The sequence below is a fragment of the Kitasatospora sp. NPDC034023 genome, from assembly GCF_055575795.1.
In genome coordinates this window covers 379330-405430 of record NZ_JBVIRY010000005.1, presented here as the reverse complement: position 1 = coordinate 405430, position 26101 = coordinate 379330, and the positions used below count along the sequence as shown (strand labels likewise).

The 26101-nt window shown below is 70.1% G+C and carries 23 protein-coding genes and 3 pseudogenes; 9 read left to right on the top strand and 17 right to left on the bottom strand.

The features are described from left to right. Positions 1–6: 6 nt before the first annotated feature. Together ACZ52R_RS11045 and ACZ52R_RS11040 are read right to left on the bottom strand one after the other, a co-directional pair. Complete coding sequence (locus ACZ52R_RS11045) at positions 7–648, bottom strand: VC0807 family protein (RefSeq protein ID WP_465665779.1); 642 nt, start codon at positions 646–648, stop codon at positions 7–9. After that, a complete protein-coding gene (locus ACZ52R_RS11040) occupies positions 645–1286 on the bottom strand; it encodes a TetR/AcrR family transcriptional regulator (protein WP_465753347.1) in 642 nt (213 codons plus the stop codon). Before ACZ52R_RS11040 ends, ACZ52R_RS11045 begins: the two co-directional genes overlap by 4 nt. 568 nt (positions 1287–1854) lie before the next feature. Between ACZ52R_RS11040 and ACZ52R_RS11035 the strand changes: the two genes are divergently transcribed. Both ACZ52R_RS11035 and ACZ52R_RS11030 read left to right on the top strand, forming a co-directional pair. Then, positions 1855–2400 (top strand): SMI1/KNR4 family protein, encoded by a 546-nt coding sequence (locus ACZ52R_RS11035; RefSeq protein ID WP_465753346.1) that lies wholly within the window; start codon positions 1855–1857, stop codon positions 2398–2400. Between the two features lie 168 nt (positions 2401–2568). Beyond that, entirely contained in the window at positions 2569–3543 is a 975-nt protein-coding gene (locus ACZ52R_RS11030; protein WP_465753345.1) for an aminoglycoside phosphotransferase family protein, read from the top strand. Between the two features lie 374 nt (positions 3544–3917). Here the strand turns inward: ACZ52R_RS11030 and ACZ52R_RS11025 are convergent. The 3 genes and pseudogenes from ACZ52R_RS11025 to ACZ52R_RS11015 form a co-directional block, all read right to left on the bottom strand. Then, positions 3918–4420: pseudogene (locus ACZ52R_RS11025) on the bottom strand (IS110 family transposase); the annotation flags it as partial. Positions 4421–4485: 65 nt separating this feature from the next. After that, positions 4486–4641 (bottom strand): annotated as a pseudogene (locus ACZ52R_RS11020) (P-loop NTPase family protein); the annotation flags it as partial. Between the two features lie 405 nt (positions 4642–5046). Then, a complete protein-coding gene (locus ACZ52R_RS11015; protein ID WP_465753344.1) occupies positions 5047–6072 on the bottom strand; it encodes a Vgb family protein in 1026 nt (341 codons plus the stop codon). Between ACZ52R_RS11015 and ACZ52R_RS11010 the strand changes: the two genes are divergently transcribed. Further along, a complete protein-coding gene (locus ACZ52R_RS11010; RefSeq protein WP_465615239.1) occupies positions 5999–6328 on the top strand; it encodes a helicase associated domain-containing protein in 330 nt (109 codons plus the stop codon). The two genes, ACZ52R_RS11015 and ACZ52R_RS11010, sit on opposite strands and share 74 nt — an antisense overlap. A gap of 44 nt (positions 6329–6372) precedes the next feature. On the opposite strand, the pseudogene ACZ52R_RS11005 reads toward ACZ52R_RS11010, so the two are convergent. Further along, positions 6373–7213 (bottom strand): annotated as a pseudogene (locus ACZ52R_RS11005) (IS5 family transposase). A gap of 283 nt (positions 7214–7496) precedes the next feature. Then, a complete protein-coding gene (locus ACZ52R_RS11000; RefSeq protein WP_465615237.1) occupies positions 7497–7868 on the bottom strand; it encodes a hypothetical protein in 372 nt (123 codons plus the stop codon). A 236-nt stretch (positions 7869–8104) separates the two neighbouring features. Here ACZ52R_RS11000 and ACZ52R_RS10995 point away from each other — a divergent pair, with 236 nt between their 5' ends. After that, a complete protein-coding gene (locus ACZ52R_RS10995; RefSeq protein WP_465615235.1) occupies positions 8105–8359 on the top strand; it encodes a hypothetical protein in 255 nt (84 codons plus the stop codon). A gap of 369 nt (positions 8360–8728) precedes the next feature. Here ACZ52R_RS10995 and ACZ52R_RS10990 read toward each other — a convergent pair whose 3' ends face one another. The 5 genes from ACZ52R_RS10990 to ACZ52R_RS10970 all read right to left on the bottom strand — a co-directional run bounded on the left by ACZ52R_RS10990 (position 8729) and on the right by ACZ52R_RS10970 (position 15339). Beyond that, positions 8729–9568 carry a thioesterase II family protein gene (locus ACZ52R_RS10990; RefSeq protein ID WP_465615233.1) on the bottom strand — a complete coding sequence of 280 codons (840 nt, stop codon included), beginning with the start codon at positions 9566–9568 and terminating at the stop codon, positions 8729–8731. Beyond that, entirely contained in the window at positions 9565–10158 is a 594-nt protein-coding gene (locus ACZ52R_RS10985; protein ID WP_465615231.1) for an NADPH-dependent FMN reductase, read from the bottom strand. Before ACZ52R_RS10985 ends, ACZ52R_RS10990 begins: the two co-directional genes overlap by 4 nt. Before the next feature lie 172 nt (positions 10159–10330). Beyond that, positions 10331–11803: an MFS transporter gene (locus tag ACZ52R_RS10980; RefSeq protein ID WP_360497280.1), complete on the bottom strand. Its 1473-nt coding sequence runs from the start codon at positions 11801–11803 to the stop codon at positions 10331–10333. A gap of 423 nt (positions 11804–12226) precedes the next feature. Beyond that, entirely contained in the window at positions 12227–14017 is a 1791-nt protein-coding gene (locus ACZ52R_RS10975; protein WP_465615229.1) for a S9 family peptidase, read from the bottom strand. Continuing rightward, on the bottom strand, positions 14014–15339 hold the full coding sequence (locus ACZ52R_RS10970; protein ID WP_465615227.1) for a M20/M25/M40 family metallo-hydrolase: 1326 nt from the start codon (positions 15337–15339) through the stop codon (positions 14014–14016). Before ACZ52R_RS10970 ends, ACZ52R_RS10975 begins: the two co-directional genes overlap by 4 nt. A gap of 81 nt (positions 15340–15420) precedes the next feature. Between ACZ52R_RS10970 and ACZ52R_RS10965 the strand changes: the two genes are divergently transcribed. The 5 genes from ACZ52R_RS10965 (at position 15421) to ACZ52R_RS10945 (ending at position 20091) form a co-directional block, all read left to right on the top strand. After that, positions 15421–15963 (top strand): ArsR family transcriptional regulator, encoded by a 543-nt coding sequence (locus tag ACZ52R_RS10965; RefSeq protein ID WP_465615225.1) that lies wholly within the window; start codon positions 15421–15423, stop codon positions 15961–15963. A 242-nt stretch (positions 15964–16205) separates the two neighbouring features. Beyond that, positions 16206–16877, top strand: coding sequence for an NAD(P)H-binding protein (locus ACZ52R_RS10960; protein ID WP_465663739.1), 672 nt, complete (start codon positions 16206–16208; stop codon positions 16875–16877). Between the two features lie 461 nt (positions 16878–17338). Beyond that, on the top strand, positions 17339–18607 hold the full coding sequence (locus ACZ52R_RS10955) for a helix-turn-helix domain-containing protein (protein ID WP_465615223.1): 1269 nt from the start codon (positions 17339–17341) through the stop codon (positions 18605–18607). Continuing rightward, positions 18604–19419: a class I SAM-dependent methyltransferase gene (locus ACZ52R_RS10950; RefSeq protein ID WP_465615221.1), complete on the top strand. Its 816-nt coding sequence runs from the start codon at positions 18604–18606 to the stop codon at positions 19417–19419. The genes ACZ52R_RS10955 and ACZ52R_RS10950 overlap by 4 nt, the downstream gene beginning before the upstream one ends. A gap of 9 nt (positions 19420–19428) precedes the next feature. After that, positions 19429–20091: an O-methyltransferase gene (locus tag ACZ52R_RS10945; protein WP_465615219.1), complete on the top strand. Its 663-nt coding sequence runs from the start codon at positions 19429–19431 to the stop codon at positions 20089–20091. A 114-nt stretch (positions 20092–20205) separates the two neighbouring features. On the opposite strand, the gene ACZ52R_RS10940 is transcribed toward ACZ52R_RS10945, so the two are convergent. From ACZ52R_RS10940 to ACZ52R_RS10920, 5 genes are read right to left on the bottom strand one after another with little or no spacing between them, the layout of a single operon-like run. Next, the gene (locus ACZ52R_RS10940; RefSeq protein ID WP_465615217.1) at positions 20206–21300 is read right to left on the bottom strand and encodes an HAD-IIIC family phosphatase; all 1095 of its coding nucleotides are present in this window, start codon (positions 21298–21300) and stop codon (positions 20206–20208) included. Next, positions 21297–22433: an acyl-CoA dehydrogenase family protein gene (locus tag ACZ52R_RS10935; RefSeq protein ID WP_465753343.1), complete on the bottom strand. Its 1137-nt coding sequence runs from the start codon at positions 22431–22433 to the stop codon at positions 21297–21299. Before ACZ52R_RS10935 ends, ACZ52R_RS10940 begins: the two co-directional genes overlap by 4 nt. After that, positions 22426–22722 carry an acyl carrier protein gene (locus ACZ52R_RS10930; protein WP_360497305.1) on the bottom strand — a complete coding sequence of 99 codons (297 nt, stop codon included), beginning with the start codon at positions 22720–22722 and terminating at the stop codon, positions 22426–22428. Before ACZ52R_RS10930 ends, ACZ52R_RS10935 begins: the two co-directional genes overlap by 8 nt. Further along, the gene (locus tag ACZ52R_RS10925) at positions 22719–23576 is read right to left on the bottom strand and encodes a 3-hydroxyacyl-CoA dehydrogenase family protein (protein WP_360497308.1); all 858 of its coding nucleotides are present in this window, start codon (positions 23574–23576) and stop codon (positions 22719–22721) included. Before ACZ52R_RS10925 ends, ACZ52R_RS10930 begins: the two co-directional genes overlap by 4 nt. Further along, positions 23555–26059 (bottom strand): type I polyketide synthase, encoded by a 2505-nt coding sequence (locus ACZ52R_RS10920; protein ID WP_465615212.1) that lies wholly within the window; start codon positions 26057–26059, stop codon positions 23555–23557. Before ACZ52R_RS10920 ends, ACZ52R_RS10925 begins: the two co-directional genes overlap by 22 nt. Between the last annotated feature and the right edge of the window lie 42 nt (positions 26060–26101).

Here is a 26101-nt window from a genome sequence, read left to right as displayed (position 1 = left end):
TTCCGGTCAGGCCCGCAGGCCGTGGCGCTTGGTGTACGCGAGGTGGAAGACGAACAGCGGCGCGGCGATGACCGGCCAGCACGCGTGCATGGCCGCAGGGGCGGCGTCCACCGGCAGCAGGTAGGCGAAGGCGAGCTGGGCGAGGGCGTTGAGCAGGCTGGCCGCGCCCCACACCGCGGTGATCACCCGCAGGCCGTGGCGGAAGGCGGCGTCCTGGTGCCAGCGTCCCTCCCAGGCGCGCAGCCCGTCCTCGCCCGCCTTGGCATGCACGAAGGAGCGGAAGACGACCATCAGAGCCGGGCGTCCGTAACCGACCGAGGCCAGCAGCCAGGCGCCGATCAGTCCGCCGAGCATGCCCGTCCAGGCCTCGCGGACCAGCAGGGCGCGCGGGTCGCCGGTGAGCGAGGAGAGCACCAGCCCAAGACCGATCATGCTGAGGATCAGCAGGGCCAGGAAGTCGAGACGGCGAGTGCGAACCAGCCGGACGAGGATCGTGGCCGCCGGCAGTGCGGCCGACCAGAGCAGGGACCACCACTGGTCCACGCCCGCGAGGCGCAGCCCGTAGTAGAGGCCGAGCGGCAGGACGAGGTCGAGCAGCGGCGGTAAGAAGAGGCGGGACCAGGGGCGCGGAGCGGCGTGGACGGTCACGACGTCTCCTGGTTCCTGGTCGCGAGGGCGAACAGGGTGACCAGTTCGCGCCCGTAGGCGCGCGGGTCGAAGTCGTCCCCGGCGGCGAGCCGGCCTGCGGCCGCATCGATCGAGGCGCGGATCGCGGTGGCCATCGCCTCCGCGTCGAACCGGCGGAAGGCGCCGCTGCGCTGGCCGTCCCGCAGGTGCTGCACCAGCAGCGCGACGGGGGTGTCGAAGCCCGCCGAGCTGACCAGCGGGCTGCCGTCCTCCCGGCGGGCGTTGGCCAGGACGTCCACCAGTGCCCGTACCTCCACAGGGTGCTCCGCCAGGAACTCCAGGTTCGCCTCGATGTAGGCGGCCAGCATTGCGGCCGGTTCGGTGTGCGCGCGGATGCGCGGCTGCATGGCGACCCGCGCCTGTTCCTGGACGGTGTCGACCAGGGCCTGGAACAGGTCCTCCTTGTCGTCGAAGTGGTACGAGATCAGCCGCACGCTGGAGAGCTTGGCCCGTTTGGCGATCTGCGCGAACGAGGCGCGGGCGTAGCCGAGTTCGGCGACGGTCTCGATCGCGGCGGCGACGATCTGGGCGCGCCGCGCGTCGGTGGTGAAGCTCCGGCTGTTCTCCGGAGCGGCCGCGCCCAATGGATTTACTCGCATGAGTAAAAACTAACACGTGTCGGCAACACCTGCGTCACGTAAAACACGCAGTCGCTTCTGAGTCTGGGCGTGCGGAGGCGCGGCACCGGCTGCTGCGGGCGCGTGACCGTCCCTGGACGGAACGGCGGAGGCTTCGGCGACGGCTACCAGAAATGACGGTCCCGCGCCATGTCGCGTCCCTGGCCACGCACAGGGATCACGGGTGTCCGCCCACGTCACACCACACGACAGCACCCCGCGCGGCAGGCTCGCGCGACAACGGGGCGCGACAGCACCACGACGGCAGGGCCCAGCGGGGTGCAGCACAAGCAACGGCGGCCAACGGGACGACGTCGACCAGGCGGACGGCGACCCGGCGTCGACTGCGAGGCAGCGCGGGAACCGGCGGCCCGGCGGACGGTGGACAGGGCAGCGTCGGGAGCCCGCGGGGACGACTGGCAGGGCGCGGGGCAGACGGCGGTGGCACCGGGGACGGCTCCGCCCCGGCCGGGCGCAGCGCTGCACCAGACGGGACGCCGGGCACTACGGTGACCGGTCGAAGCCCGCCATCCACGGAGGAGACACCGCCATGGTCCACCCGGCCATCACCCGCCTCTCGGCCCTGCTCGGGGAACCGGGCGCCCTGGGCGACACCGTCGACTGGGACGAGCTCGCGCGGACCACCGGCCTGCGCCTGCCCGCCGACTACCGTGTTTTCGTCACGCTCTACGGCGGCGGCGAGCTGGACGAGTACCTCGGCGTCAGCACGCCGCCGGTGGAGGGCTCCCCGTACGGCGACCTCGTCGACGGACTGGACTTCGACCCGGGGGAAGAGCCGGCCGCCCTTGTGGCCACCGGCCCGCAGGACTTGGAGCAGGGCAGGCTCCTCCCCTTCGCAAGCAGCGCCAACAGCGACGTGGCCTTCTGGCTCTGTGACACCCGGGACCCGGACAGCTGGGACGTCGTCGTCTTCAAGCGCCAGCCTCTTTACGGGGAGGAACGTTGGAGCCGCTTTGCGGTGGGCTTCGGCGACTTCCTGGCCGGCACCCTCGACGGCACACTGCCGAACCCGTTCAGCGACGGCGGCCACGCCAGACCCCCGCACACCTACCGCAACTGGCGCCAGCCACTGTGACCTGTTTTCGGCAGGTGATCGGGAGCCACTTCGGCGGTCTGAGTGAGAGCCAGTTGTGCGCTTGTGAATCCAGCGAAAATCGGGCGAGCCCCCACAGGCGAGGTAGATTTTCGATCGCTCGATCGGGTGACCCACGGGCGGGCCGCTGCCCGACTACCGTTGATCCGTATGACCCACACCCAGATCGAGGTCACGGCGGAGTTGGTCCGTCACCTGTTGCGTGACCAGCATCCCGACCTGGCCGATCGCCCGGTGAGGCTCGGCGCGCGTGGTTGGGACAACCAGCTGTGGCGGCTCGGCGACGACCTCGCCGTCCGGTTGCCCTGGGCGACACAGTCCGCCGATGCGCTGCTGCGCAAGGAGCACGCCTGGCTGCCCGCACTCGCCCCGTGCCTTCCGCTGCCGGTCCCCGTCCCGCAGCGCCTCGGCGAGCCCTCCGAGCGGTTCCCGCGGCCCTGGATCGTCACCACCTGGGTGCCGGGCGAGCCCGCCGACCGCGCCCCCGCCACGCGCGCCGCGGAGGCGGCCGACACCTTGGCCGGCTTCCTGACGGCCCTTCACCGGCCGGCCCCCGACGGGGCGCCCGCCGGCCGTGACCGCGGAGGACCGCTGGCCGACCATGCCGAAGGCGTCGCCAGGCAGCTCGCGTCGGCCACCGACATGGGGCTGGTCCCCGACCCGGACGCCGTCCGCGCCGTCTGGGAAGACGCCGCCGCCGCACCCGACTGGGAAGGCCCGGCACTGTGGCTCCACGGCGACCTGCACCCGGCCAACGTGCTCACCGCGGACGGCACCTTCTGCGGCGTGATCGACTTCGGCGACCTCTTCGCGGGCGACCCGGCCATCGACCTCGCCGCCGCGTGGACACTGCTGCCGGACGGCGCCGCCGACCGTTTCCACCACGCCTACCAGCCGACCCCGGACACCGCGACCCTACGCCGCGCCCGCGGCTGGGCCGTGTGGCGCGCCCTCAGCGGCATCCTCATCGGAGAGGCCGGCATCCACGGGCGCCCCGGCGGCAAGGCCACCTGGGGCCCACCCGCCCACGCCGCGCTGCGACGACTCGTCGCAACGGCCCGCCGACCCGGTGAGCACGGCCCGGTGTCCACCGAGTCCGTGGGGCGGATCCGGCCACACGGCTGATCGGCCCCATCCCCGGGAACACAAGACCAATGCCATGAAGCCGCCGTCGGCAATCGTGACGGCACTACCCTGTGGCTCTCGCTCTCGCTGCCCAAGTGGCTCCGGAACACCGGAACACCCTGCCCAATACAGGGCGGTGCCGGATCCGATCGGCGTCGACAGTCCAGCCCGGCCGGGGAGGGCCTGGCGGAGGATCGCCGCCGATCCGGCCCGCCAGGGCCCGGGGGCGTCCGGCGTTCGCCGGGCGCTCACCAACCATCACGGCCCCGCAGGGTCAGACCCCTGCCGGCCGGACCGTCACCCACCACCGCCCCTCCACCTACCAGCAAGCCGGGGAAAGGGATGGAGAGAAGACATCCCAGCGAGCTAGGACGTCAAGCGGCGGCCGTGATCGACGACGTGACGGAGAAGGTGAAGGCGTGGTTCTCGTCGAACAGCTGGCGGTTCTGGAGGCAGTGGAAGAGCTGTCCGAGCAGTCGGTTGAGGGGGTTACGTTGGGCGCCAGCGTGCCAGTCTCCATGGTCGCGTCGGCGGCGGTAGTGGGCGTCGGCGCCGGGCGAAGCCTGGAGGGAGGAGAAGGCCCAGAGGAATCCGGCATGCATGAGCCGGGCGGGGGTCGGGGCCGCGGTGAGCACGGCGCGGCGCGCCGGCCGCTCGTGCGCAGGATGTTGGCCAGAACCAGGGCGTCGCCGGGGTCGGACTTCTTGCGGGAGACGCCGTGCCGATCGCGGTAGCGGGCGGCGGCGAGCGGGTTGATCGCGAACACCTGCCGCCGGCCGGTGCGCAGGACGGCCACCAGCAGGCCGTGGCTGGTCTCGATCGCCACCGGGATCGGCGCCGCCGGGGTGTCGCCGTGTTCGGCGAGCAGGTCCAGCAGCAGCCTTCGCCGCCCACGAAGACGACGGCGAGCCGGGTATAGGGGTCGTCCCAGAGGTAGCGGATGTATTCCAGCTGGTCACTGGACATCCACTGGGCCTCATCCAGGACCAGGGTGCGGGGATACGCGGAGAGCGCGGCCTTGAGAACCTGATCGAACTCACTGGCATAGCACGGCGACTGGCCCGGCAGGCCGAGGCCGGTGAACAGTTCGCGGCACACCGCGCGAGTAGTGGGACGGGTACGGAAGGTGATACAGCGAATACCCCCACCGCCCGTCCCCTGGGCCGCCCTCGGCCACTGGGCGGGGACCGAACAGGCCGGCTCATCCGATGCGCACGCCCCTCCCGCCCTTCAGGCCCGCACGGAACCACCCCGCGTGCCACCAGACAGACAGCGACCGGAGTGGACTTGACGTGTGTACAGCAGTATGGCCACCGGGTGCTGCTGGACCGGGAGTTGTACCTGTCCGAGCAGCACGCGGATGGCCACGGGACGGGCGCCACCCGGCGCTTGCACCGGTCCGATCGACGCCGACCCGGCGGACTGCCTGGTCACCCCGCCTCCCGTCGAGATGGCGGGAGGCGGGGTGGCCAGGCTGGGTGACTGTTCACCCCGGCGGTCCTGTCAGGGAGTCACAACCCCGATCTGGCTCGCGGAGTTCTCGGTGAACCAGAGGTTGCCGTCGGATCCGGTGGCGATCTCCAACGGGTTCGAGCCGGAGGTCGGGATCGACACCTCGGAGATCGTCCCCGACGTCGTGATCTGGCCGATGTCGTTGCTGGCGTTCTCGGTGAACCACAGGTTGCCGTTCGGCCCGGTGGTGATGCCCCACGGGAACGGGAAGAGGGCATCCGTGAGGTTGTAGGCGGTGAACACACCCGCCGTGGTGACCTGTCCGATCTGCGCCGCTCCGGCGTCCGTGAACCAGAGGTTGCCGTCCGGTCCTCCGGTGATGCCGATGGGCAGTGAGGCCAGTGAGGGGACCGCGTACTCGGTGACCGTGCCGCCGGTGGTGATCTGGCCGATGCTTCCGGACAGCACTTCGGTGAACCACAGGGCGCCGTCCGACCCGGCCGTGATGCTCAGCGGGTAGGCGCCGTAGGTCGGGACCGCGTACTCGGTGACCGTGCCGCCGGTGGTGATCTGGCCGATGTTGTTGGCGCCCGGCTCCGCGAACCACAGGGCGCCGTCCGAGCCGACGGTGATGCCCCACGGGTAGGCGCCGGAGGTCGGGACCGCGTACTCGGTGAAGGTGCCCCCGGTGGTGATCCGGCCGATCTTGTCGACGTTCGACTCGGTGAACCACAGAGCACCGTCCGGCCCGGTGACGATCCCGGCCGGGCCCGCGTTGGTGGTGGGCACCGAATACTCGGTGAACGTGCCGCCCGTGGTGACGCGCCCGCCCGCAGCAGCGCCATCCTCCGCTACACCCACGACAGCGAGACGCAGCCTCACGCCGACCACCTGGCAGCGCACCCACGTTGCCACCCGGCAGTGGTGGCTCGAGTCCGACGGACCACGCCGACTGGCCGGCCCTGCTACTGGTAACCGCCTTCGAGGACGAGCAGCTTGGCCGGTGGATGCGGGCACAGCGGGCCGGCCCGCCGAGCTCGACCAGGAGCAGCAGGCCCTGCTCGCGGCGCTCGGCATCGAGCAGGGCCAGGAGCTGGCTGCCGCGCGGGCGGCGGCCGCGGCGAAGCCGAAGGTGTCGCGCGCTGACCGGTTCGGTGCCGGCCTGGCGGCGCTCGCGGCCTTCGTCGAGCGCGAGGGGCACGTCCGGGTGCCGCGCACTCACAAGGAGGACGGGGTGTCCCTCGGGTCCTGGCTGAACATCCAGAAGGCCCGCCGGGACAAGCTCAGCCCGGAGCAGCTCGGGCAGCTGGAGGCTCTCGGGGTGGCCTGGTAGAGCTTTGAGTGGGCATTTGATGAGAGTAGTTTGCCCTTTATGTTCTAGTAGGTTCCTCGCCAGGTTGGTGTGGTTTCGTCCGTTATGCGCTTGGCGAGGTTGTCGATCGAGGCGATGTGGATCATGGCTTCGGAGCTGGTCGACAGTGTCTCGTAGTCGCGGGCCAGCCGGCGGCGCTGCATGATCCACCCCAGACTCCGTTCGACCACCCACCGCCTTTTCACCACGTGAAATCCGGGGACGTCGGACTTCCGGTGGACGACCTCGACGTCGATGCCCAAGCGTGCGCCGTGCTCGATCACGGCGTTCTTGAAGCCGGTGTCGACCCAGCTCTTGGAGATGCTTGGGTAGGTCTTCTTGGCCTGGTTGAGGAGGCGTATTCCCAGGGCGTTCTCGGACAGGCTCGCGGCGGTGACGGTGACGGCGAGGATGAGTCCGATGGTGTCGGTGAGGATGCCTCTCTTTCGGCCGACGATTTTCTTCGCGGCATCAGTTCCCTGGCTGGTCAGGGGAACGTTGGTGGAGGTCTTGACGCTCTGGGTGTCGATTACCGAGGCGGTCGGCTCAGGCTTGCGCCCTTCCTTCACCCGGGCCAATCCAGTGAGGTCGTAGTTGAGTTGGGCGAAGATGCCCCTCATCGCGCCAGGCGGCGTAGTAGGCGTAGACGGTTCCGTGGTTGGGGAAGTCGTGCGGGAGGTACTTCCATGGGATTCCGGTCCGGTTGACGTAGAGGATTGCGTTGAAGACGTCGCGAAGTTCGACCTTTGCGGGCTGGCCGGTCGGCCGACGGTCGAGCCTGGCTTTTCTCCATGCCGTCAGAATCGGCTCGATGAGGGCCCATCGGGCGTCGGATAGGTCGCTCGGGTACGGCTTGCGCTCGGTCATGAAACAGCGTCAGCACAGATGGGACGGAGGATCCCGTTCCACTGCCAGATCGGCGTTTCTATGACTTCTTCGAACCAGACGGACTTCAGGGCGTAGATGCAGGCGAGACAGACAGTCGCTCCTCCGGCGAGAGGGAGGACGTTATTCATCTATCGTGCATAACATCACTAAAGCGGCGCTACCATAAGCCACTTACAGGACTGGATATGCCAAAACGCCCACTGAAGCCCCGTTTACCCAGTCCGTCCGGGGCGGGGGCTTCGATGTGTGCGCGGCTGGTGGTCTACCACCAGCCGGAGCACCCAGGGGCGGAATCATCGCCGGAGCAGACCTGCAGCAAGAGATAGCGAGCTCCGGTGAACGTGCCGTGATCGCGATAGACGCGTCGTTCCTGACCGTCCAGGTTGACATAGAACTTGGTAGTGCGGCGGTGGTCGCTGTTGGGGCTCCACCACTTGCCGTTATAGATGCCGGGGCGCACCCGCCACCAGGACTTGCACACCTGGGCTTCCCAGTTCCCGTCGGTGTACAGGTCGGTGCAGGCCGTGGTGGCTCCGGCGGGGGTCGCGGTGGTGGCACCGGCGATCGGTGTCGCGAAGGTGAGGGCAGCGGTGGTGGCTATGGCTATGGCGGCAGCTTTGAGGGTCTTGCGCATCGATTCCTCCCTGAGGGCCACGTGGGTGGTATGTCGAGAGTGGCGGTGTGGGGGCAGTCCAAGGCCGATTCGGGGATCGAGCCGATGAAGCAGAACCGGCCCAGAGTGGCGGTTTCCCTCCAACTTTCGTCCCCTGCTGCCCAGTTGTTCAGAGTGCCAGGAGCATTCCATGAACGCCATCCGATATATGGCCGGGCTCAGGGTGGACTTTCGCTGTTCTGACGGCCCGTCGATTCTTGTGCGGCCGTGTCGAGGCCGGCTGTGGACCATGCCTGCTGGACGGCGCGGATTTCCTGATCGCGGCGGCCGACGGCCGATCGGAGGCCGAGGAGTTGATCCGCGAGGCCATCGAACGCGACGGCATCGTGCTCGAGACCGTGCACGGCGACTGCGGCACCTTGATGACCTCCGAGAAGGTCTCCCAGTTGCTGGTCGGCCTCGGCGTCATCAGGAACCACTCCCCTGCTAGGGGCAGCAATGACAGCCCATAGGGCGAGAGCCGGTTCACGATCACGAAGTACGCGCCGGATTGCCTGCGGCGGTTCGCCTCGCTCGCACACGCCAGCGAGTGGTTCGACGGATTCACCTCGTACTACACCACGAACACCGGCGCTCCGGGATCGGCCTGCGCACTCCCGCCGATCAGGATCGACGACCCTGCCAGGCGCGGGGGTTGTGTAGGACCGATTCTTGGGCCGAGGCGCCGCGGGGCCTCGCGCGGTCGACGCGACGAGGGCTCGGTCGCCTGGTGGGGAAGAGCTGTGGGCCGGTCCGGTGTCGGGGCTGGCGGTGCTCGGCGGTCCGTGTGCCGTGCGGTCGCTCGGCGGCCGGTATTGCGCGCGGCAGCGGGTCGTCGTGCGTCATGGTGTTCGGCAGGGTGAGTGGCCGCGCAACGGTTTCCCTTGTGGGGTGGGGGGTGCGGAAGTTGTGCGGTTCGCGGTGACGGCTTCGATGATGCGGCCGGCGACCGAGTGCGCGTGGGTGTGCAGGTAGAAGTGGCCGCCGTGGTACAGGTGCGGTCCGTGGAATCGCCGGGTGTGGGCGGCCCAGGCTGCGAGGCGTTCTTTTCTCACGACGGTGTCCTGGGTGCCGCCGAAGGCGGAGACGGCGACGGGCAGGGGCGTGGTGTCCGGGGCCGGGCGCCAGGTGTTCACCAGCGCGATGTCGTTGCGGAGGACGGGTTCGAAGAGCCGCCACAGGCAGGGGGTGTCGAGGATCTCGGCGGGTGTGCCTCCTGTGGACCTGAGCCAGTCACGCAGTTGGGCTTGGGTCGATGGGTGGGGGGCTTGCGCTTGTTCGGCGGGGCTGGGCGCTGCGCAGGAGGACAGGCCGGTCCACACCGGTGGGTGCTGTCCGGCGTTGGCGAGGCGCCGTGTCAGTTCGTAGGCGACCAGTGCGCCCATGCTGTGTCCGAAGAAGGCGTACGGGCGGTCCGTCCACGGCTCCAGCTCGTGCAGGAAGAAGTCCACGAGGCCCTCGCCGGTGTCGATCAGCGGGTCGCCGCGAAGACGTCCGCGCCCGGGGGCGTCCAGGAGGCACACCTCCCAGTCGGCGGGAAAGGCCGACTCCCAGCCCTGGTAGAGCAGATGTGAACCGCCCGCGTGGTGGAAGAGGAACAGCCGCACGGCCGCGCCGGGGACCGGTCGCGGGATCGTGAGCGCGCCCTGGGCGAGCGGGCGCCGGGCGGCGGTGACGCTCACCGGACGCTTTCCGTCCCGGAGCTCGCGAGGACGCGCATCGTGGCGAACTCGACGACCTGCGCCGCCATCTCCTCCAGCTGTCCTTGGACGTGGCTGTCCTTGCAGTCTCCGGCGGGTGAGAAGCGTGCCACCGACGTGTTGATCGCGGCGCCCAGCGGCGTGGGCCAGCCGCGCAGCGCATGGGTCACGTCGCGCAGCGCGGCCAGTGTGGAGACGGCGCCCTGCCAGCCGTTGGCGACCGCCACGCATCCGACGGCCCGTTCGCTGAAGTAGGGACGGGTGTCCTCGCGTAACTCCTCGACGTAGTCCAGGGCGTTCTTCACCAGGCCGGAGATCCCGCCGTGGTAGGCGGGGCTGGCGAGGACGAGGGCGTCGGCGCCGGCTATGGCCGACAGGAGCCGTCTGGCCTGCGGTGCGGTGACGCCGTGCCGGGGGTCGTACAGCGGCATGGCCAGTGCGGGGCCGGGGATCAGCTGCACTGCTGCGCCGCGTCGTTGCGCCGCGTCCAGGACCACCCGCAGGGCCTGCTCGGCGGTTGATCCGGGCCGGCTCGAACCGCCGACACCGACCACGTTCACGGTCTGGTGCATGGGGTTGTGCCTCCTTCTCGTTCGGGTGCCTGAGGGTGTTCGCGGTGCGTGGTGGGGGGGGTGGTGCGGTGCGTACCTGCCTTGGCGTCACGGTCGGGGAAATAAAAGGTGATTCCACCCGTGCGCAGTGAACACGAAGTGGAATCATCTTTTACTTATTCATGTCAGGAGGTCAGACGGCGGACGCCACGTCGTCGTGCTGCTTCTCGGACACCTCGGGGGCCACGACCGCCGCGTTGCGCCGGAAGTTCAGCGCGACCAGCACGATCATCACCATGCCGGCCACGCCGGCCCACATGGCGGAGCGCACACCGTCGGCGGTGGCGACGCGCAGCGCCTCACCGGTCAGTCCTTCGTGACCGGAGTTGGCGACCGCCACCAGGGCGGCGAGGCCGACCGCGGCACCGACCTGCTGGCCCGTCGCCGCGACACCCGAGGCGATGCCCTGGTCCTCTGCCGCGACCCCGGTGGTCGCCGCCGCGTACATCGCGGTGAACACGGTGCCCTGCCCGAGGCTGAGGATGAGCACGCCCGGCACCAGCTCCAGGTACGTACCGGACGGCGAGACGGAGAACGCGAAGGCCACGGTGCCGACGACACCCATGAGGAGCGCGCCGATCAGCGTGGCACGCACCCCGAAGCGGGTGGCCAGCTTCCCGCCGGACAGGTTGCCGATGAGCACCCCCACGCACGGCACGAGGAAGGCGAGACCGCTCTTCGTCGCGGAGTAGCCGTGCACGCTCTGGAAGTAGAGGGTGTAGAAGTAGGGCAGCGCGCCGAAGGTCCCCATGAAGATGAAGGTGACGACGGTACCGGTGCTCAGGTTGCGGTTGCGGAACAGGCGCAGCGGCAGCAGCGGGTCGCGGCCGCGGCCCTCGATGGTGAAGAACGCGGCGAGCACGGCCACCGCGATGGCCGCGGTGATCAGGATCGTCGGCGAGGTCCAGCCCGACACCGGTCCCTGGACGAGGGTGAACACCAGCAGTGTCGATCCGACGGTCGCGGTCAGCGCACCGGGCAGGTCGAACTTGCGCCCGGAGGCCCCCAGGTCGGTGTCCTTCGGGATGATGGCGAAGGTGAGCAGCATGGCGCCACCGGCGAGCGGGACGTTGGCGAAGAAGATCGACGCCCAGCCGAAGCTGCCGGTCAGTACGCCGCCGAGGAGCGAGCCGAGGATCATGCCGCTGCCGCCGGCGCCGCCCCAGATCGCCAGCGCGCGGTTGCGCTCGGGGCCTTCGGCGAAGGTCGTGGTGACCAGGGAGAGCGTTGCGGGGGCGAGGAAGGCGCCGCCGATGCCCTGCACCGCACGCGCGATGATCAAGGTCGTCGGGTCGCCCGCGAGCCCTCCGGCGAGTGAGGAGACCGCGTACAGGAACAGGCCGAAGGCGAACATCCGGCGGCGTCCGAACAGGTCCGCCGCACGGCCGCCGAGCAGCAGGAAGCCGCCGAAGGCGACGGCGTAGGCGCTGACGACCCACTGGAGGTTCTGCGCGGAGAAGCCGACGCCGGTGCGGATCTCGGGCAGTGCCACGAAAACGATGCTGTAGTCAATGGCGTAGATGCACTGGGCGAAAGCCAGCAGTGCCAGGATCAAGCCGAGGCGTCGGCGGGGTGGCGCCCCGGCGCCGGGGACTGCAGGAGACATGATCTGTCCCTATCCCTTCTGGGTTTTTCGGGTGCTGGTCGGTAACGGGCGTAGGACGGGCGGCGCGGCGTCGACTGGTTCGGTGCTTGCGCCGTGCGTCATCGGGTACGCCTTCGGTGGTGGGACTCGAGACATTCGGTCAGGGGAGTTTCGGCAGGCAGGTGCACCGGCGCGTGGTAGGTCTTCGCGTCGTGCTTCATCAGCAACCCGAGCTGGTCGACGACCTCTTCGTGGAGCGTGGTCGTGATCCGGTGAGGTATCCGTGACAGTCTGTGCAGCTTGTCGTGGATCCGCTTACGCGCCACGGAACCGTCGGAGACGAAGCCGCCGGTCGGCCGGCTTTCTTCGGCGGTGCGTGGTCTTCCCGCCCCCGCAGGCGCCGACGACGGCTGTTTTCATGAATGCGTGCCCCCTCAGTCGTTTTCAGTACCCCTGGCGGGACTGCGCCGGTGCGGCCGTTCTCGCGCCGTTGGGGCGCGGCTCGAGGTGGTCGCGGAACCACTGGACGACAGCGGCGTCGAGTTCGTCCCGTTCCTCGCGGTCGTCCGGGAGGTGACCGCGGGAAAGGCGGATGAACCGCACGGTCTTGTCCAGTCCGGTCAGCGTCTTGTACAGCTGTTCGGTGCCGTTGATGACGACTGTGGTGTCGTCCACCGCGTGTGCCAGCAGCAGCGGCGCCCGGATGTGCGCCGCGTGGGTCAGCGGGCTCGCTGCCCTCAGTCTCGCCAGGTCCGCCGGGTCGTCGACGTCGCCGATCCACTCCACGACCCGTCGGCTCCATGTCGGTGGCAGGGCCCGGACGTCCGATTCGAGGTCCGCCGGCCCGCAGATCACGACGCCGGCCCGCCAGTGGTGCGGCAGCCTCGTCAGGCAGCTGAGCGCGGCGAACCCGCCGTAGGACATCCCGTGGACGCCGAGCCTGTCGCCGTCCACCCAGTCCAGGCTTCGCAGGAACCGTGCGGCGGCTTCGAAGTCGGCCAGGTCGCCGCGTCCCCAGTCGCGGTAGATCAGCCGCTGGTAGGCCAGCCCCCGTCCGGTCGAGCCGCGCACGTTCGGCGCCAGCACGGCGATTCCGGCTCGCACCATGCGCTGGATCAGCGGGTCGTGGACCGCCAGCGCGGCCCACTCCGGGCCGCCGTGGATGGTCAGCACCGCGGGGACGGGACCGGTCGTCGAGCGCGGGCGGTACAGCAGTCCGGATATCTCCAGCCCGTCCGCTCCGGTGAACCAGACCGTCTCCGGTGCGACGAGGTCGTCCGGCAGCTCGTCGCTGAAGTCGGTGAGCCGGTGTGACTCGCCGGTTGCCAGGTCGACCAGGAAGAACTCGGTCGCCCGGTCGCCGGCGCCGACCTGTGCGAGCAGGCGCTCTCCGGCGAACCGCGGCACGAAGCCGTCGTAGCCGAACGGCTGGGAGGCGAATCCGGGCAGTTCGACCGTGGTCTGCGGTGTGCACAGGATCGTGCGCTGGTCCTGGGGCAGGGCCCAGACGACCTGCGGGCCCACGATCACGTTCTCCACGTCGGCGTCCGGCGTGGCGATCCACTGCAGCGGCCGGCCGGGGACGAGCAGGGCGACACCGAGGAAGTCACGGCCCTCGGTGGTGCACACGTAGATCCCGTCCTCGTTCCACCCGCCCGGCTGGTACTTCGCCGGGCCCTCGTGCGGGGTGAGGTGCTGGGTGCGGCCGGTCGCGAGATCGCAGGCGAACAGGTCCTGGTCGGTGTTCTGGTGGAACCTCAGAACGAGCAGGTACCTGGAGTCCGGTGAGAAACATATCGGCACGTACCGGTCGTCGCCCTCCAGGACCATCCTGGACTCGCCGGTCGTCAGGTCCCGTACGTAGACGTCGAGACAGGTGACGTCGCGCGCGCTGGTGGCGTACGCGAGCAGGCGCCCGTCGGGGCTGTACGGCCGGCTTCCGCTGGAGTACGGCACGCCGATCTCGCGCCGGACCCCGGGTTCCGCCGCTATCCACTCCGACTCGCCGGTGGCCGGGTCGAGTTCGGCCAGCCGGTAGTCCTGGCCGCCGGTCACGTCCGTCACCACGAGCAGGCGGGTCTCGTCGGGCCGCCACGCCAGCCGGGTGACCGCGCCGTCGATCGGGAGCATCCGCCGCTGCCCCGCCCAGGTCTGGAACCACGGCTGCGGCCGGCCGGACTCGTCGCTGACGTACGCGAAGCCCTCCTTCGCGGGCCAGGCCCCCCAGACGGTCATGAGTGCGCCGCCAGTGCGAGCTGGATCGTCGCCGCGGCGACGATTCCACGGCGGAACCGGTCGAGGTCGAAGTTCTCGTCGGGTGCGTGGTTGGCCTCGTCGACGTTGGCCAACGGCACGCCGTAGCAGGGGCAGGAGAGCTCATCGCTGAGCACGGCGATCGGCAGGCTTCCGCCGAGCGAGGGAACCAGCAGCGGCCGTTGCCCGAGCACGTCCTCGACCGCCTGGAGAATCGTTGCCGTGTAAGGGGTTTCGGGTAGTGTGGTGGAGGGTGCCATGGCCGCGTCAGTCACGAACTCGACATCGGGAGCGTACTTTGCGACGTGCCGCCGGATGGCGTCGGCGACCTGGTCCGGTGTCTGGCCGCCGACCAACCGGGCCTCACACCGGGCGATGGCGACGTCGGGGATCACCGCGCGGTGGTCGCCGGAATCCGCGCAGGTCAACGAGTTCACGGTCAGGGTGGGCGCGGCCAGGCGTTCGTGGAATCCCAGCTCGGCCGGCGGCTCCATGCCGGCGGCCCCGATCGCTTCGAGCGTGGCGGCCACGTCCACCGGAAGATCCGCCAGGGCGGCACGCTGACCACCGGTCAACGGCGGGACGCCGTCGGCGAATCCGGGCACGGTCACGGTCCCGTCCGCCGACCGCATGGTGGCCAGCAGCTGCACCAGCGCCCACGCCGGGTTCGGCGCGACTCCGCCCCAGTTCCCCGAGTGCAGCGGCCGGTTCGCGCCTCGCGCACGCAGTTCGAACATCAGGATTCCGCGCACGCCGAGGACCACGCACGCCCGGCCCGAGTCGTGCACGGGCCCGTCGCTCCAGATCACCAGATCGGGCCGGCCGACCTGGCGTACGGCCGCGGCCAGGTTGGGGCTGCCGATCTCCTCCTCGCCGTCGAGCAACACCGTGACACGGCAGGGGAATCCGCCGGTCAGGTCCCGCAGGGCACGCAGCCCCAGCAGTTGCGCGAGATGCTGCCCCTTGTTGTCGCCGGTGCCACGCCCGTACATCCGGCCGTCACGGATCGACGGCACGAACGGCGGCGTCGTCCACAGCTCGAGCGGCCCGGCCGGCTGTACGTCGTAGTGACCGTAGATCAGCACGTGCGGCCCGGGCCCGTCCGCCGTCCCCACCAGCGCGGGCCAGCCACCGGTCTCGACCAATCGGGCCTCCAGGCCCGACGCACGTAACAGCCGAAGACCGTGGGCCGCGGCCTCGGCCATGCCCTCGCCGGTCCGGCTCACGCTCGGCCGGGAGATCCAGTCCGCCAGCTCACCATCCAGGTCCCGGCTGCCCACCCAGTCCCGGAGCTGCTCGATCACAGACCCTCCAACCGATTGCACAGAATGAAATCGATAGTAGTCAAGCAAACCAGCGCGGGCTTGGCAAGGTAGGGTGCCGCTGTGGAAGCGACGATCGAAGATCTCAAAGCACTCGGGCACCCGGTCCGCTGGCGCATCCTGCGGCTGTGCCTGGAGCGTGCCTTCACCAACAAGGAGCTGTCGGTCGAACTCGACCTTGCTCCCGCGACGACCCTGCGCCACGTCCGCGCCCTGGTGAAGACGAACTTCCTTGTCCCCGAAGCGGTTTGCACCGGTGAGCACGGCGCGCTGCAACGGCCCTACCGCGCGACCGCACGCTCCCGGGGCCTGATCATCCTGCCCGACGACGCCGGCCTGGCCCAGCAGGTCGACCTGGCCGTGATCGGCGCCCACCGCACCGAACTGATCGCCGCGGGCAAGGACTCCGGCCGTGGCGCCAAGAGGGGCGTACTGCGGTTGCGGCCCGAGTCCGTGGAGTCGCTGCGCAACCGGATCCAGGACCTGATCGCCGAGTACACCGACGAACCCGACGGCGAGCCGCTGAGCTACCTGTGGTCACTCGCCGCCCGGCCCCAGCCCGACGTCAGCCCCCGGGACAACGGCGCCGACCCGATTGACCATTGACCGATAGGCGGGACCGATGCTTGACTCATTCACCATTCGAGTGACGCGTTTGAGGTCGCCACGGCGGCCGGCAGGACGACGGCATCAGTTCCTTGTCAGAACGTGCACGTCAATGACGGGCTGGGCCAGGCTGCCGGCCCTGATCATTCGTCACGGCGCAGGCTCGGCGGGTTAGCGCTACACACCCGCAGCACCGAATCCGGGGAAACCCGAAGCACCGATTCCGGGGAAAAGGGTATCGAATGAAGATTGTCATCGCCGGCGGCCACGGAAAGATCGCCCTGCGGTTGACTCGGCGCCTCGCCGAACGTGGCGACTCCGTCGTGGGCATCGTGCGCAATCCCCGCCACGTCGACGACATCGAAAAGACCGGCGGGGAGGCCGTCGTGCTCGATCTCGAGCACGCCACGGTGGACGAGGTGGCCGCGGCCCTTGCCGGCGCGGACGCCGTCGTCTTCTCGGCCGGCTCGGGCAACAGCGCCACCTCCGCACGCCGGGACAAGATGGACCGGGCCGCTGTCGTGCTCGTCATGGACGCGGCGGAACAGGCCGGTGTGCGACGGTTCCTGCACGTCAGCTCCATCAACGTGGGCTGCGCGGACGACCGCGGCATCGGCGAGGGGTACGCCGTCTACCTGCGGGCCAAGCGAGCCGCCGAACAGCACATCTTCGCCCGGAACACGCTCGACTGGACGGTCCTGCGGCCCGGCGTGCTCACCGACGCGAACGGCGACGGAACCGTCGAACTCACCACCGGGAACCGGGTCGGGCCACAGCACGCCAGGTTCGACCAGGTCGCCAGGGAAGACGTCGCCGCCGTGCTCGTGGCGCTCATCGACCGGCCCGACACCGCCGGCCGCATCTACGTGGTGGTCGGCGGCGAGACCCCCATCGACAAGGCGATCGACAGCTAGGGGGTTCCCCCTGGAAAAGGGTCGCGCGACCCGGGATCACTGCGGTTCCTGACGGCACCGCAGTGACTCCGCGAATACCGGTTGCCGTCCGGGCGTCCCGAATCGTATACAGATCTCGAGAGACCGATTCGGGACGCCGCCACGAATAGTGACGTCACGTCGTTTCGCCCGAACCACCGGGCCGACGGGACGTCACTCACTCACGCACAGTCCAATCCGGACAGTGGGCTCAGCACGAAGGGTCTCATTTTACAGCACAGGGGGGTTACTTTGTTGTGCAGTCAATTGCCAAGAAAAGGCCGGCGGCTCGAGCCGGCGTCGTGATCGCCGGCAACAGCGCCGTCGGCAAGTTACCGGCGAACGAATCGGCCGAACGCCGATTCGGTTCCGTCGCGGTGGCCCCATCGCCACCCCACCGGCCGTCGGGCAACGCCCCGACAGCGCGCTGCACCCACTGGGCAGTGACCGCGGCAGCCATCCCGTACTGGGGAGCGGGCGGTGTCGACACCGCGCACCGGGGCCTGGGCGACATCGGCAGTGCGGTAGCCGAGGCACACTGGACCGGCTTGCTGCTACTGGACGACTGCACCCACGCGGCACCGGCCGCACACGAGAAAGTACCGCGCGACCGCCCGGTGCCCGAGGGGGCGATCCGGCCGGCGGTGACCACCGTGGTCGTCGCGGCCAGCCCGGCCGGCCGGTTCGACCGGGCGTCGGCGGCCGTGGACCGCCCCGACCCGGGCCAGCCCTGGTTCGCCGAGATCGGCTACGCGCACTGCTTCGCGTTGCTGATGGCCGGCCAGGTGCGCCACGCCTGCCGGATAGCCGAGAACGGGTACCGGGACGAGGTGGCCGCCGGAAACATCGCGGTCGCCGGTGGCTGGTTGACGCTGCGCGGCCAGGTCGCCAACGTCGCCACCGCCATCGCCGACGCGGAGGCCGCTTCGCGCCTGTTCGACGGCGGAAACTCGTGCCTCATGCTGGCACCGCGTCTGGCCGAACTCGCCGTGTTCGGCGACCAGGCCGGCGCACACCAGACCCGGCAGCGCACCGACCAGGCACCCGAAAGTCGCCTGTTCCTCCCGTGGCTGACCCTGAGCCAGGCGTGGACCACGGCGGCCTGCGGGGACACCACACTCGCCGCCCGGCAGGCACTCGCCGCGGCCGACATCGCCATGGCCCTGGGCCAGTACGCCGTCGAGGCCACGGCAAGCTACGACGTGGCCCGTCTCGGCAATCCCAACGCCGTACGACACCGCCTCGCCGCGCTCGTCGACCTGGTACCGGGGCCGGTCGTGCCGGCCATGGCCGGCGCCGCGGCCGCGTTGGCCCGCTCCGATCCCGCAGCCCTGGACTTCGCCACGGCGAAGTTCACCGAACTCGGGATGGACCTGCTCGCCGCGGAGACCGCCACCGCCGCGGCCGCGCTACGGCACACCTGCACGCCCCCCGGCACCATCGCGTGTCCGAACGCGACGACCCCGCTGTTGCAGCTCACCGCCCCGCTGGTCGGACTCACCAGCCGCGAGCGGGACGTCGCGCTGCTGGCCGCCAACGGATTCACCAGCCCCGCCATCGGGCACCGGCTGGGGCTGTCCGCCCGCACCGTCGACAACTACCTGGGCCGCGCCTACCAGAAGCTCGGGGTGACCAGCCGCCGCGATCTGGCCCCGCTGGTCGTCGGCGACCGCCCACAACCACCGATCCACGCCGAAGGGAAGCACCGATGACCTCCATGAGCGACCTCGACAAAATATCGGCCAACCGAGAAGGCTTCAACCTGCGAGCGCGGGCACACATGCAGTCCTCGTACTACGACGTGGACAGGTTCAAGCAGGGGCACAACATGCTGCGCCGGCTGGAACAGGAGGAGCTGGGCGACGTCCGCGGTAAGTCCCTGCTGGAACTGCAGTGCCACATCGGCGTCAACGCGCTCTCGCTCGCCCGTATGGGCGCGCAGGTGACCGGCATGGACATCTCCGACGAGGCGATCGACATCGCTCGCAACCTCGCCAGGGAGCTCGACCTCGACGCGAGCTTCGTCCAGGCGAACCTCTACGACTTACCGACAGTGCTCGACGGCCAGTTCGACATGGTGTTCACCGGCTACGGCACCCTCTCGTTCCTGCCCGACATCACCGGCTGGGCCAAGGTCGCGGCAGGGTTCGTCAAGCCGGGCGGCACCCTCACGATCGTGGAGATCCACCCGATGCTCACCCTCTTCGGCGACGTCGACGGGGAGCTGCGGGTGGCCCGCTCGCTGTTCCAGTCCCGGGACGTGCACCACGAGATGTCCGCGACCTACGCCGACCGGATCGAGGACGAGGTCGAGGTCGAGACGCACTCCATCTACGGCTGGCGGTGGTCCGTGGAAGAGGTGGTGAACGCGCTCATCGGCGAAGGCCTGACCATCGAGCGCATCCGCGAGGTTCCCTACGACGCGCGCCAGCGGCTCCCGCTGATGGTGCCCGACGGGGACCACAACTGGCGGATCCCGGGCGACCCGATCCCGCTGTCGTTCGCCTGCGTCGCCAGGAAGTGAGTCGCCGCCATGGCAGATCAGATCATGGCGACACCGGAAATCCGCGAGTACGTCCGCGCCGTGTCCCTGCGGGAGGACCCGATACTGGCCGAACTCCGGGCGCAGACCGCGGGGTTGCCGGCCGGCTCGGCCATGCAGGTCATGGCCGAGGAGGGCCAGCTGCTGGCGCTCCTCGTCGGCCTGACCGGGGCCGGATCGGTGCTGGAGATCGGCACCTTCACCGGCTACAGCACCCTGTGCATGGCGCGTGCGCTGCCACCGGACGGCACGGTCGTCACCCTCGACCTCAGTGACCGGTGGCCGGCGATCGGCGCCGACTACTGGAAGCGCGCCGGAGTCGCCGACCGCATCGACGTCCGCATCGGTGACGCGACCCAGACGCTCGCCGCCCTCGCGGACGAGCGCGGCGGCGAGAGCTTCGACCTCGTGTTCATCGACGCGGACAAGGCCAACTACGGGACGTACTACGAGGCCGCGCTCAAGCTCACCCGACCGCAAGGGCTGATCGTCATCGACAACACGCTCTTCTTCGGCCGCGTGGTCGACCCGGACCGCCAGGACCCGGACACCGCCGCGGTGCGGGCGCTCAACGCCTCGCTGCGCGACGACCAGCGGGTGGACGTCTCGATGCTCACGATGGCCGACGGAATCACCCTCGCCCGTAAGAGGTGACGCATCGGCTCACGGCCGGTCGGACGGCGGTAGCGCGACGCGAACGCTCGCAGCCCCTCTCGGATGAGAGGGGCTGCGAGCGTTCGGGCTTCGTGTGCGTCGGCGCGGACGAGGTCAGGCCGTGGCCAGCCGGACGGCGTTGAGCCGCATCGTGCCGGGCGCCGGCCTCGGTGCCGGTGTGAGGTGCAGCCGTTGCGTCTCCCCGCCGTCCGGCGGCGGCAGTTCGGCAAGGCACGCACAGCGCTCGTCGGTGAACCCGGCGAAGCGGTACGCGACCTCCATGATCCGGTTCCGTGCCGTCGGCCGGAAGTCCGCGACCACATGGGCGCCGGCCGTCGCCGCCTCGTCGACCAGCCAGTTCAGCACGGTGGCGCCGGCCCCGAACGAGACGACCCGGCACGAGGTGGCCAGGAGCTTCAGGTGCCACACCGCCGCACCGGTCTCCACCAGCGCGACACCGACCGCGCCGTGCGACCCGAAGCGGTCGCTCATCGTCACCGCGAGGACCTCGTGGCGTGCGTCGTCCAGGAGCGCGCGCAGGTCGGCGTCGGAGTAGTGCACACCGGTCGCGTTCATCTGGCTCGTACGCAGCGTCAGCTCCTCCATCCGAGACAGGTCGCCGGCAGTGGCCCGGCCGATCTCCATCACGAGGCCCAACGAACGCAGGAACTCCTCCGACGGCCCGTCGAACGACTCCTGCTCGGCCTGGCGCCGCACGTTCGCCTGGTACATCTGGCGGCGACGGCGCGAGTCGACCGTCACCGTCGCCGGGGTGAACTCGGGCAGCGTCAGCAGCTCGGACACCGACTCGGCCGGGTAGCAGCGCACCTGCGGCAGGTGGAACACCACCTCCGCGCGTTCCGCCGGCTGGTCGTCGACGAAGGCGATCGTGTGGTGGGCGAACTTCAGTTCGTCGGCGATCTCCCGCACCGACGACGACTTCGGGCCCCACCCGATCCTGGCGGCCACGAAGTACTCGGCGACGCCGAGCTCCTCGAGGCGCTGCCAGGCGGGGCCGTGGTCGTTCTTGCTGGCGACGGCCTGCAGGATGCCGCGGGAGTCGAGACCCACGATGGTCTCGTAGACCCGGTCGTCGACGACCACGTCGTCACCCTCGAGCAGGGTGCCCTTCCACAGCGTGTTGTCCAGGTCCCAGACGACGCATTTGACGGTGGTGATCGGTTCGCTCGGTGGCACTGGTCCGTTCACTGCGCCTCCTCCTGCCGCACTGTGCTGTTCCCGGTCGCCAGGGCGTGTCTGGCGAGTTCGAGTTGGCATATCTCGCTGCTGCCCTCGATGATCTCCATCAACTTGGCGTCCCGGTAGGCGCGGGCGACCACGTGGCCGTCCGACGCGCCCGCCGAGGCCATGACCTGCAGAGCCGACGCGCTCCCCCGCACGGCCTCGGTCGCGCTGACGTGCTTGGCGAGAACCGTGGCGATCACGAGGTCCGGCGACCCCGACTCCCAGCACTCACTGGCCTGCCGACACACCGCGGTGGCGACCCGCTCCGCGGCGTAGAGCTCGGCGACCCTGCGGGCGACCAGCTGGTGCTCCGCGATCGGTTTGCCGAACTGCCGCCGCGACCGCGCGTGTTCCGTCACCGCGCCGAGACAGCCGCGCAGGATGCCGACGCAGCCCCACGCCACCGACATCCGGCCGTAGGCCAGGGCCGTCGTCACCAGGAACGGCAGCGACAGCCCGGTGCCGCCGAGGACGTTCGCGGCCGGCACGCGTACCCCGTCCAGCCGCACCTGCGCGTGCCCGGCCGCACGACAGCCGACCGGGTGCGGGATCTTCTCGATCCGGACCCCCTCGGCGTCCGTCGGCACGACCACCGCCGCCGCGTTGTCGCCCAGCTTTCCGATGACGACGACCAGGTCGGCATAGGCCGCCGCGGTGATCCACGCCTTGCCGCCGTCCACGGCCACCGTGTCACCGTCGAAACGCAGCTCGGTGGTCATCGCACCGAGGTCACTGCCGGCGTCCGGCTCGCTGAAGGCGACGGCCGCGAGCCGGCCGCCGGTCAGCTGCGGCAGGAACACGGCCCGCTGCTCCCGGGTGCCGAGGCGCTGTACCGTCCACGCCGCCATGCCCTGCGAGGTCATCACACTGCGCAGGGAACTGCACAGGCTGCCGGCATGAGCGGTGAGCTTCCCGCTCTCCTGGCTGCCCAGGCCGAGTCCGCCGTACTGCTTTCCCACCTCGGCACAGAGCACGCCGGCGGCACCGAGTTCGCTCAGGACGGTACGCGGGATCTCGCCGGCGATGTCCCATCCGCCGGCGCTGTCCCCGACGAAGCGCCAGATGTCCTCGTGCCCTGAGGAGAGTGCGTCAGACATCGCTGTCTGCGGCAGACTCTGCCTGGAGTCGGCCGACGAGCGTGGCCATGCTCTTGACCGTGCAGAAGTTGGACAGCTGCAGGTCCGGTCCGGCGACCGTCACGGAGTAGGCCTTCTCCAGGAACACGACCAACTGCATGGCGAACATGGAGTTGGCGACCCCGGTGGTGAAGAGGTCCTGGTCCACCTCGGGCCTGGTCCGGGTCTGCTCGGCCACGAACCGGGTGATCTCGTCGACGACGGCGTCCATGTCGAAGGGCGCCTTCTCGGTCTGCTGTTCCGGGGTCATGACTGTGCCTCACTGTAGTTGTAGAAGCCACGGCCGCTCTTTCGGCCGAGTTCGCCTCGCCGGACCTTCTCGAGGAGAAGCTCACTGGGACGGCACCGCTCGTCCGCGGTCCGGGCGTACAGCGCCTCCAGGGCGTCGACGAGGTTGTCGATGCCGATCAGGTCCGCGGTGCGCAGCGGGCCCGTCGGATGGCCGAGGCAGCCCTGCATCAGGGTGTCCACGTCCTCGACGGTGGCGGTGCCGGCGCCGACCACCCGTGCGGCGTCGTTGATCATCGGGTGCAGGAGCCGGCTCGTCACGAACCCGGGCGCGTCACGGACCACGACCCCGCGCCGGCCGATCCGGGTCAGCAGTGAGAGCACCGACTCGACGGTCTCGTCCGCGGTCTGGGGGCCGCGGATCACCTCGACCATCGAGATCAGGTAGGCGGGATTCATGAAGTGCGTTCCGATGAGGTCACCGGGGCATTTCACCCACGCCGCCATTTCGTCGATGGGTATTCCGGAGGTGTTGGAGATCAGGGGGGTTCCGGGCCGGACCAGTGCCGATACGCCGGCGAGCACGTCGGCTTTGTTCTCGGGCAGTTCGGTGACCGCCTCGATGACCACGGTCGCGTCCGCGACGTCGCTCAGTGAGAGTGTCGTGCGCAGCTTCGCCGGAGTGGTCCCGGCGGGCAGGGCGCCGGTCAGCTGGGCGTGCCGCAGGCCGTTGGCGGATGCCGCGGCGGCGCGGTCCAGTACGCCCTCGTCGACGTCCACCAGGACGACGGGCAATCCGTGCCCGACGACGAGCGTCGAGATCCCGGTGCCCATGACGCCCGCTCCTACGATGGCTACAAGCTGTTCGTCGTCCATGAGGCCTCCTCCAAACCCAGGGGTTCGTAACTGCCGGAGTCGGGGCCGATCCAGTACCGGCTCCGTTGGAAGGGGTAGCCCGGCAGGGACACGCGCCGCGGTCGCGACGTGCCGTTCAGGGCCTCCCAGTCGATGTCCACGGTGGACTGCCACAGCGTGCCGACGGCGTCGAGCAGGGCGGCGAGGTCGGATCGGTTCGCCTGCGCGGGTGGCAGTGAGGCCACTGCCACCAGGTGCTTCGCGGTGTCCTGCCGTGCGACGGTTTCGGTCAGTGTGCTGCCCGGTCCCACCTCCAGCAGGATCCGGCCGGGCTCGCCGGCCAGTTCGCGCAGGCCGTCGGCGAACGGGGCCGGCTCGCGCAGGTGGCGGGCCCAGTGGGCCGGGTCCACGGCGTCCTGCGGGCCGATCCAGGTGCCGGTCGCTGCGCAGATGTAGGGCACCTGCGGTGGCTTGAGTTCGTGGCGCGCCACCTTGGCGGCGAACTCGGACGCGTGCGCGTCGGGGATCCGGCCGGCTCCGGCGCGGGAGCGGATCTCGGCGCCGGTGACCGTGACGTCGATGGCGTCCGCCAGGTCGATCACGCCGGCCAGGCAGGCGGCCACGTACTGGCCGTCGCCCTCGCCGATCATCGCGGCGGGGTGTACTCCCCACGACTGCCACAGCCGGGCGAGGGACCACTGCAGGGTGAAGGCCGCGGCCGCCACGCCGCGCGGGTCGTCCTGCGGTGCCTTCGGACCGTCCCAGGTGGAGGGGAGGAGCAGGGCGCGCAGGTCGTACCCGAGCAGTGGCCGCGCCAGTTCGGCGCAGCGGTCCACCTGCTCGGCGAAGGCCGGTTCGCGGCGGTGGATCGCCGGGGCGGCGTCGGGCCGGTGCGAGGCGCTGCCGGGGAACATGAAGGCCACCTGGCGGGCTTTCACGTCGTTGGCGGTGTCGACGGCTCCGGGCTTTGCCAGCGCCCGGAGGGCGGCTGTGGCTTCGGCCCGGTCGCGGCAGACCAGGTGCCGGCGGTGGGGGAAGGCGCGGCGGCCGACCTGGAGGGTGTAGGCGACGTCGGCGAGGTCGAGGTCGTCCTGGCGGTCCAGGCGGTCGGCGAGGTTGTTCGCCGCGTCGGCCAGGGCCTTGCCGGTGCGTGCGGACAGGACGAGCAGTTGCCGGTCGTGTGTGTGCGGTGCGGAGGCCTGCGGTGTCGGTGTCGGTGCGGGTGCCTCTTGGAGGACCACGTGCGCGTTGGTGCCGCCGACCGCGAAGGCGCTGACGCCGGCGCGTCGCGGTGTCGCGGCGCGCGGCCAGGGGCGGGCGGTGGTCGGGACGTAGAAGGGTGTGCGGTCCAGTAGGAGCGCTGCGTTGGGCGTGTCGTAGTTGATGCTCGGCGGGATCTCGCCGTGTTCGAGTGCCAGTACGGCCCTGGCGAAGCCGGCCGCCCCTGCGGCGGCGTCCAGGTGGCCGATGTTGGCCTTCGTCGAACCGATCGCGCAGTAGTTGCGCTCCTTGGTGTCGAAGGCCTTGGTGAGCCCGGCCACCTCGATGGGGTCGCCGAGTGGGGTGCCGGTGCCGTGTGCCTCGATGTAGCCGATGGTCTCCGGCGGGACGCCGGCGACGGCCTGGGCGGTGGCGATCACCTCGGCCTGTGCCTGCATGCTGGGCGCGTTGAATCCGAATTTCGCCGAACCGTCGTTGTTGACCGCGCTGCCGAGGATGAGCGCGCGGATGTGGTCGTTGTCCGCGAGCGCGTCGCTCAGCCTGCGCAGCGCGACGACCGTGACGCCGTAGCCGGGGACGGTTCCGCTGGAGGCGGCGTCGAACGGCCGGCAGTGGCCGTCACGGGCGAAGATGCCGCCCGCGACCACCGGGTAGCCGCCGATCAGCGGGACGGGCAGTGCCACTCCCCCGGCCAGTGCCATGTCGCATTCGTGGCTCAGCAGCGACTGGCAGGCGAGGTGGATGGCGACGAGCGAGGTGGAGCAGGCCGACTGCACGGTCATCGCGGGGCCGCGCAGGTTGCACAGGTAGGCCGCCCTGGTGGCGAGGAAGTCCTTGTCGTTGTAGGGGCGGGCGGAGAAGGCCGCCAAGGATCCGCGGAACTTGGCGTTCGCGAGGAGGTTCAGCGGCAGGTACTTGCTGGCGAACTGGCCGGCGTAGACGCCCACGGCGCCGTCGAAGCGCGCCGGGTCGTGCCCGGTGTCCTCCAGGGCGTGCCAGACGGTCTCGACGAAGATCCGCTGCTGCGGGTCGCTGATCTCGGCCTGTTCCCGGCTGTACCCGAAGAACTCCGCGTCGAAGTGGTCGGCGTCCTCGATGACGGCGGCGGCGGGCACGTAGTCGGGGTGGGCCACCATGTCTACCGGCCAGCCGGCGTCGGTCAGTTGCCGGGTGCTGAACCTGGAGACCGACTCGACGCCGTCGCGCTGGTTGCGCCAGAACTCCTCGATGGTGGCGGCTCCCGGCAGTCGTCCGGCGATCCCGACGACCGCGATCGGCTCCATCCCGTCTTCCATTTCGGTACTCACCCAAGGCCCCCAACGGCT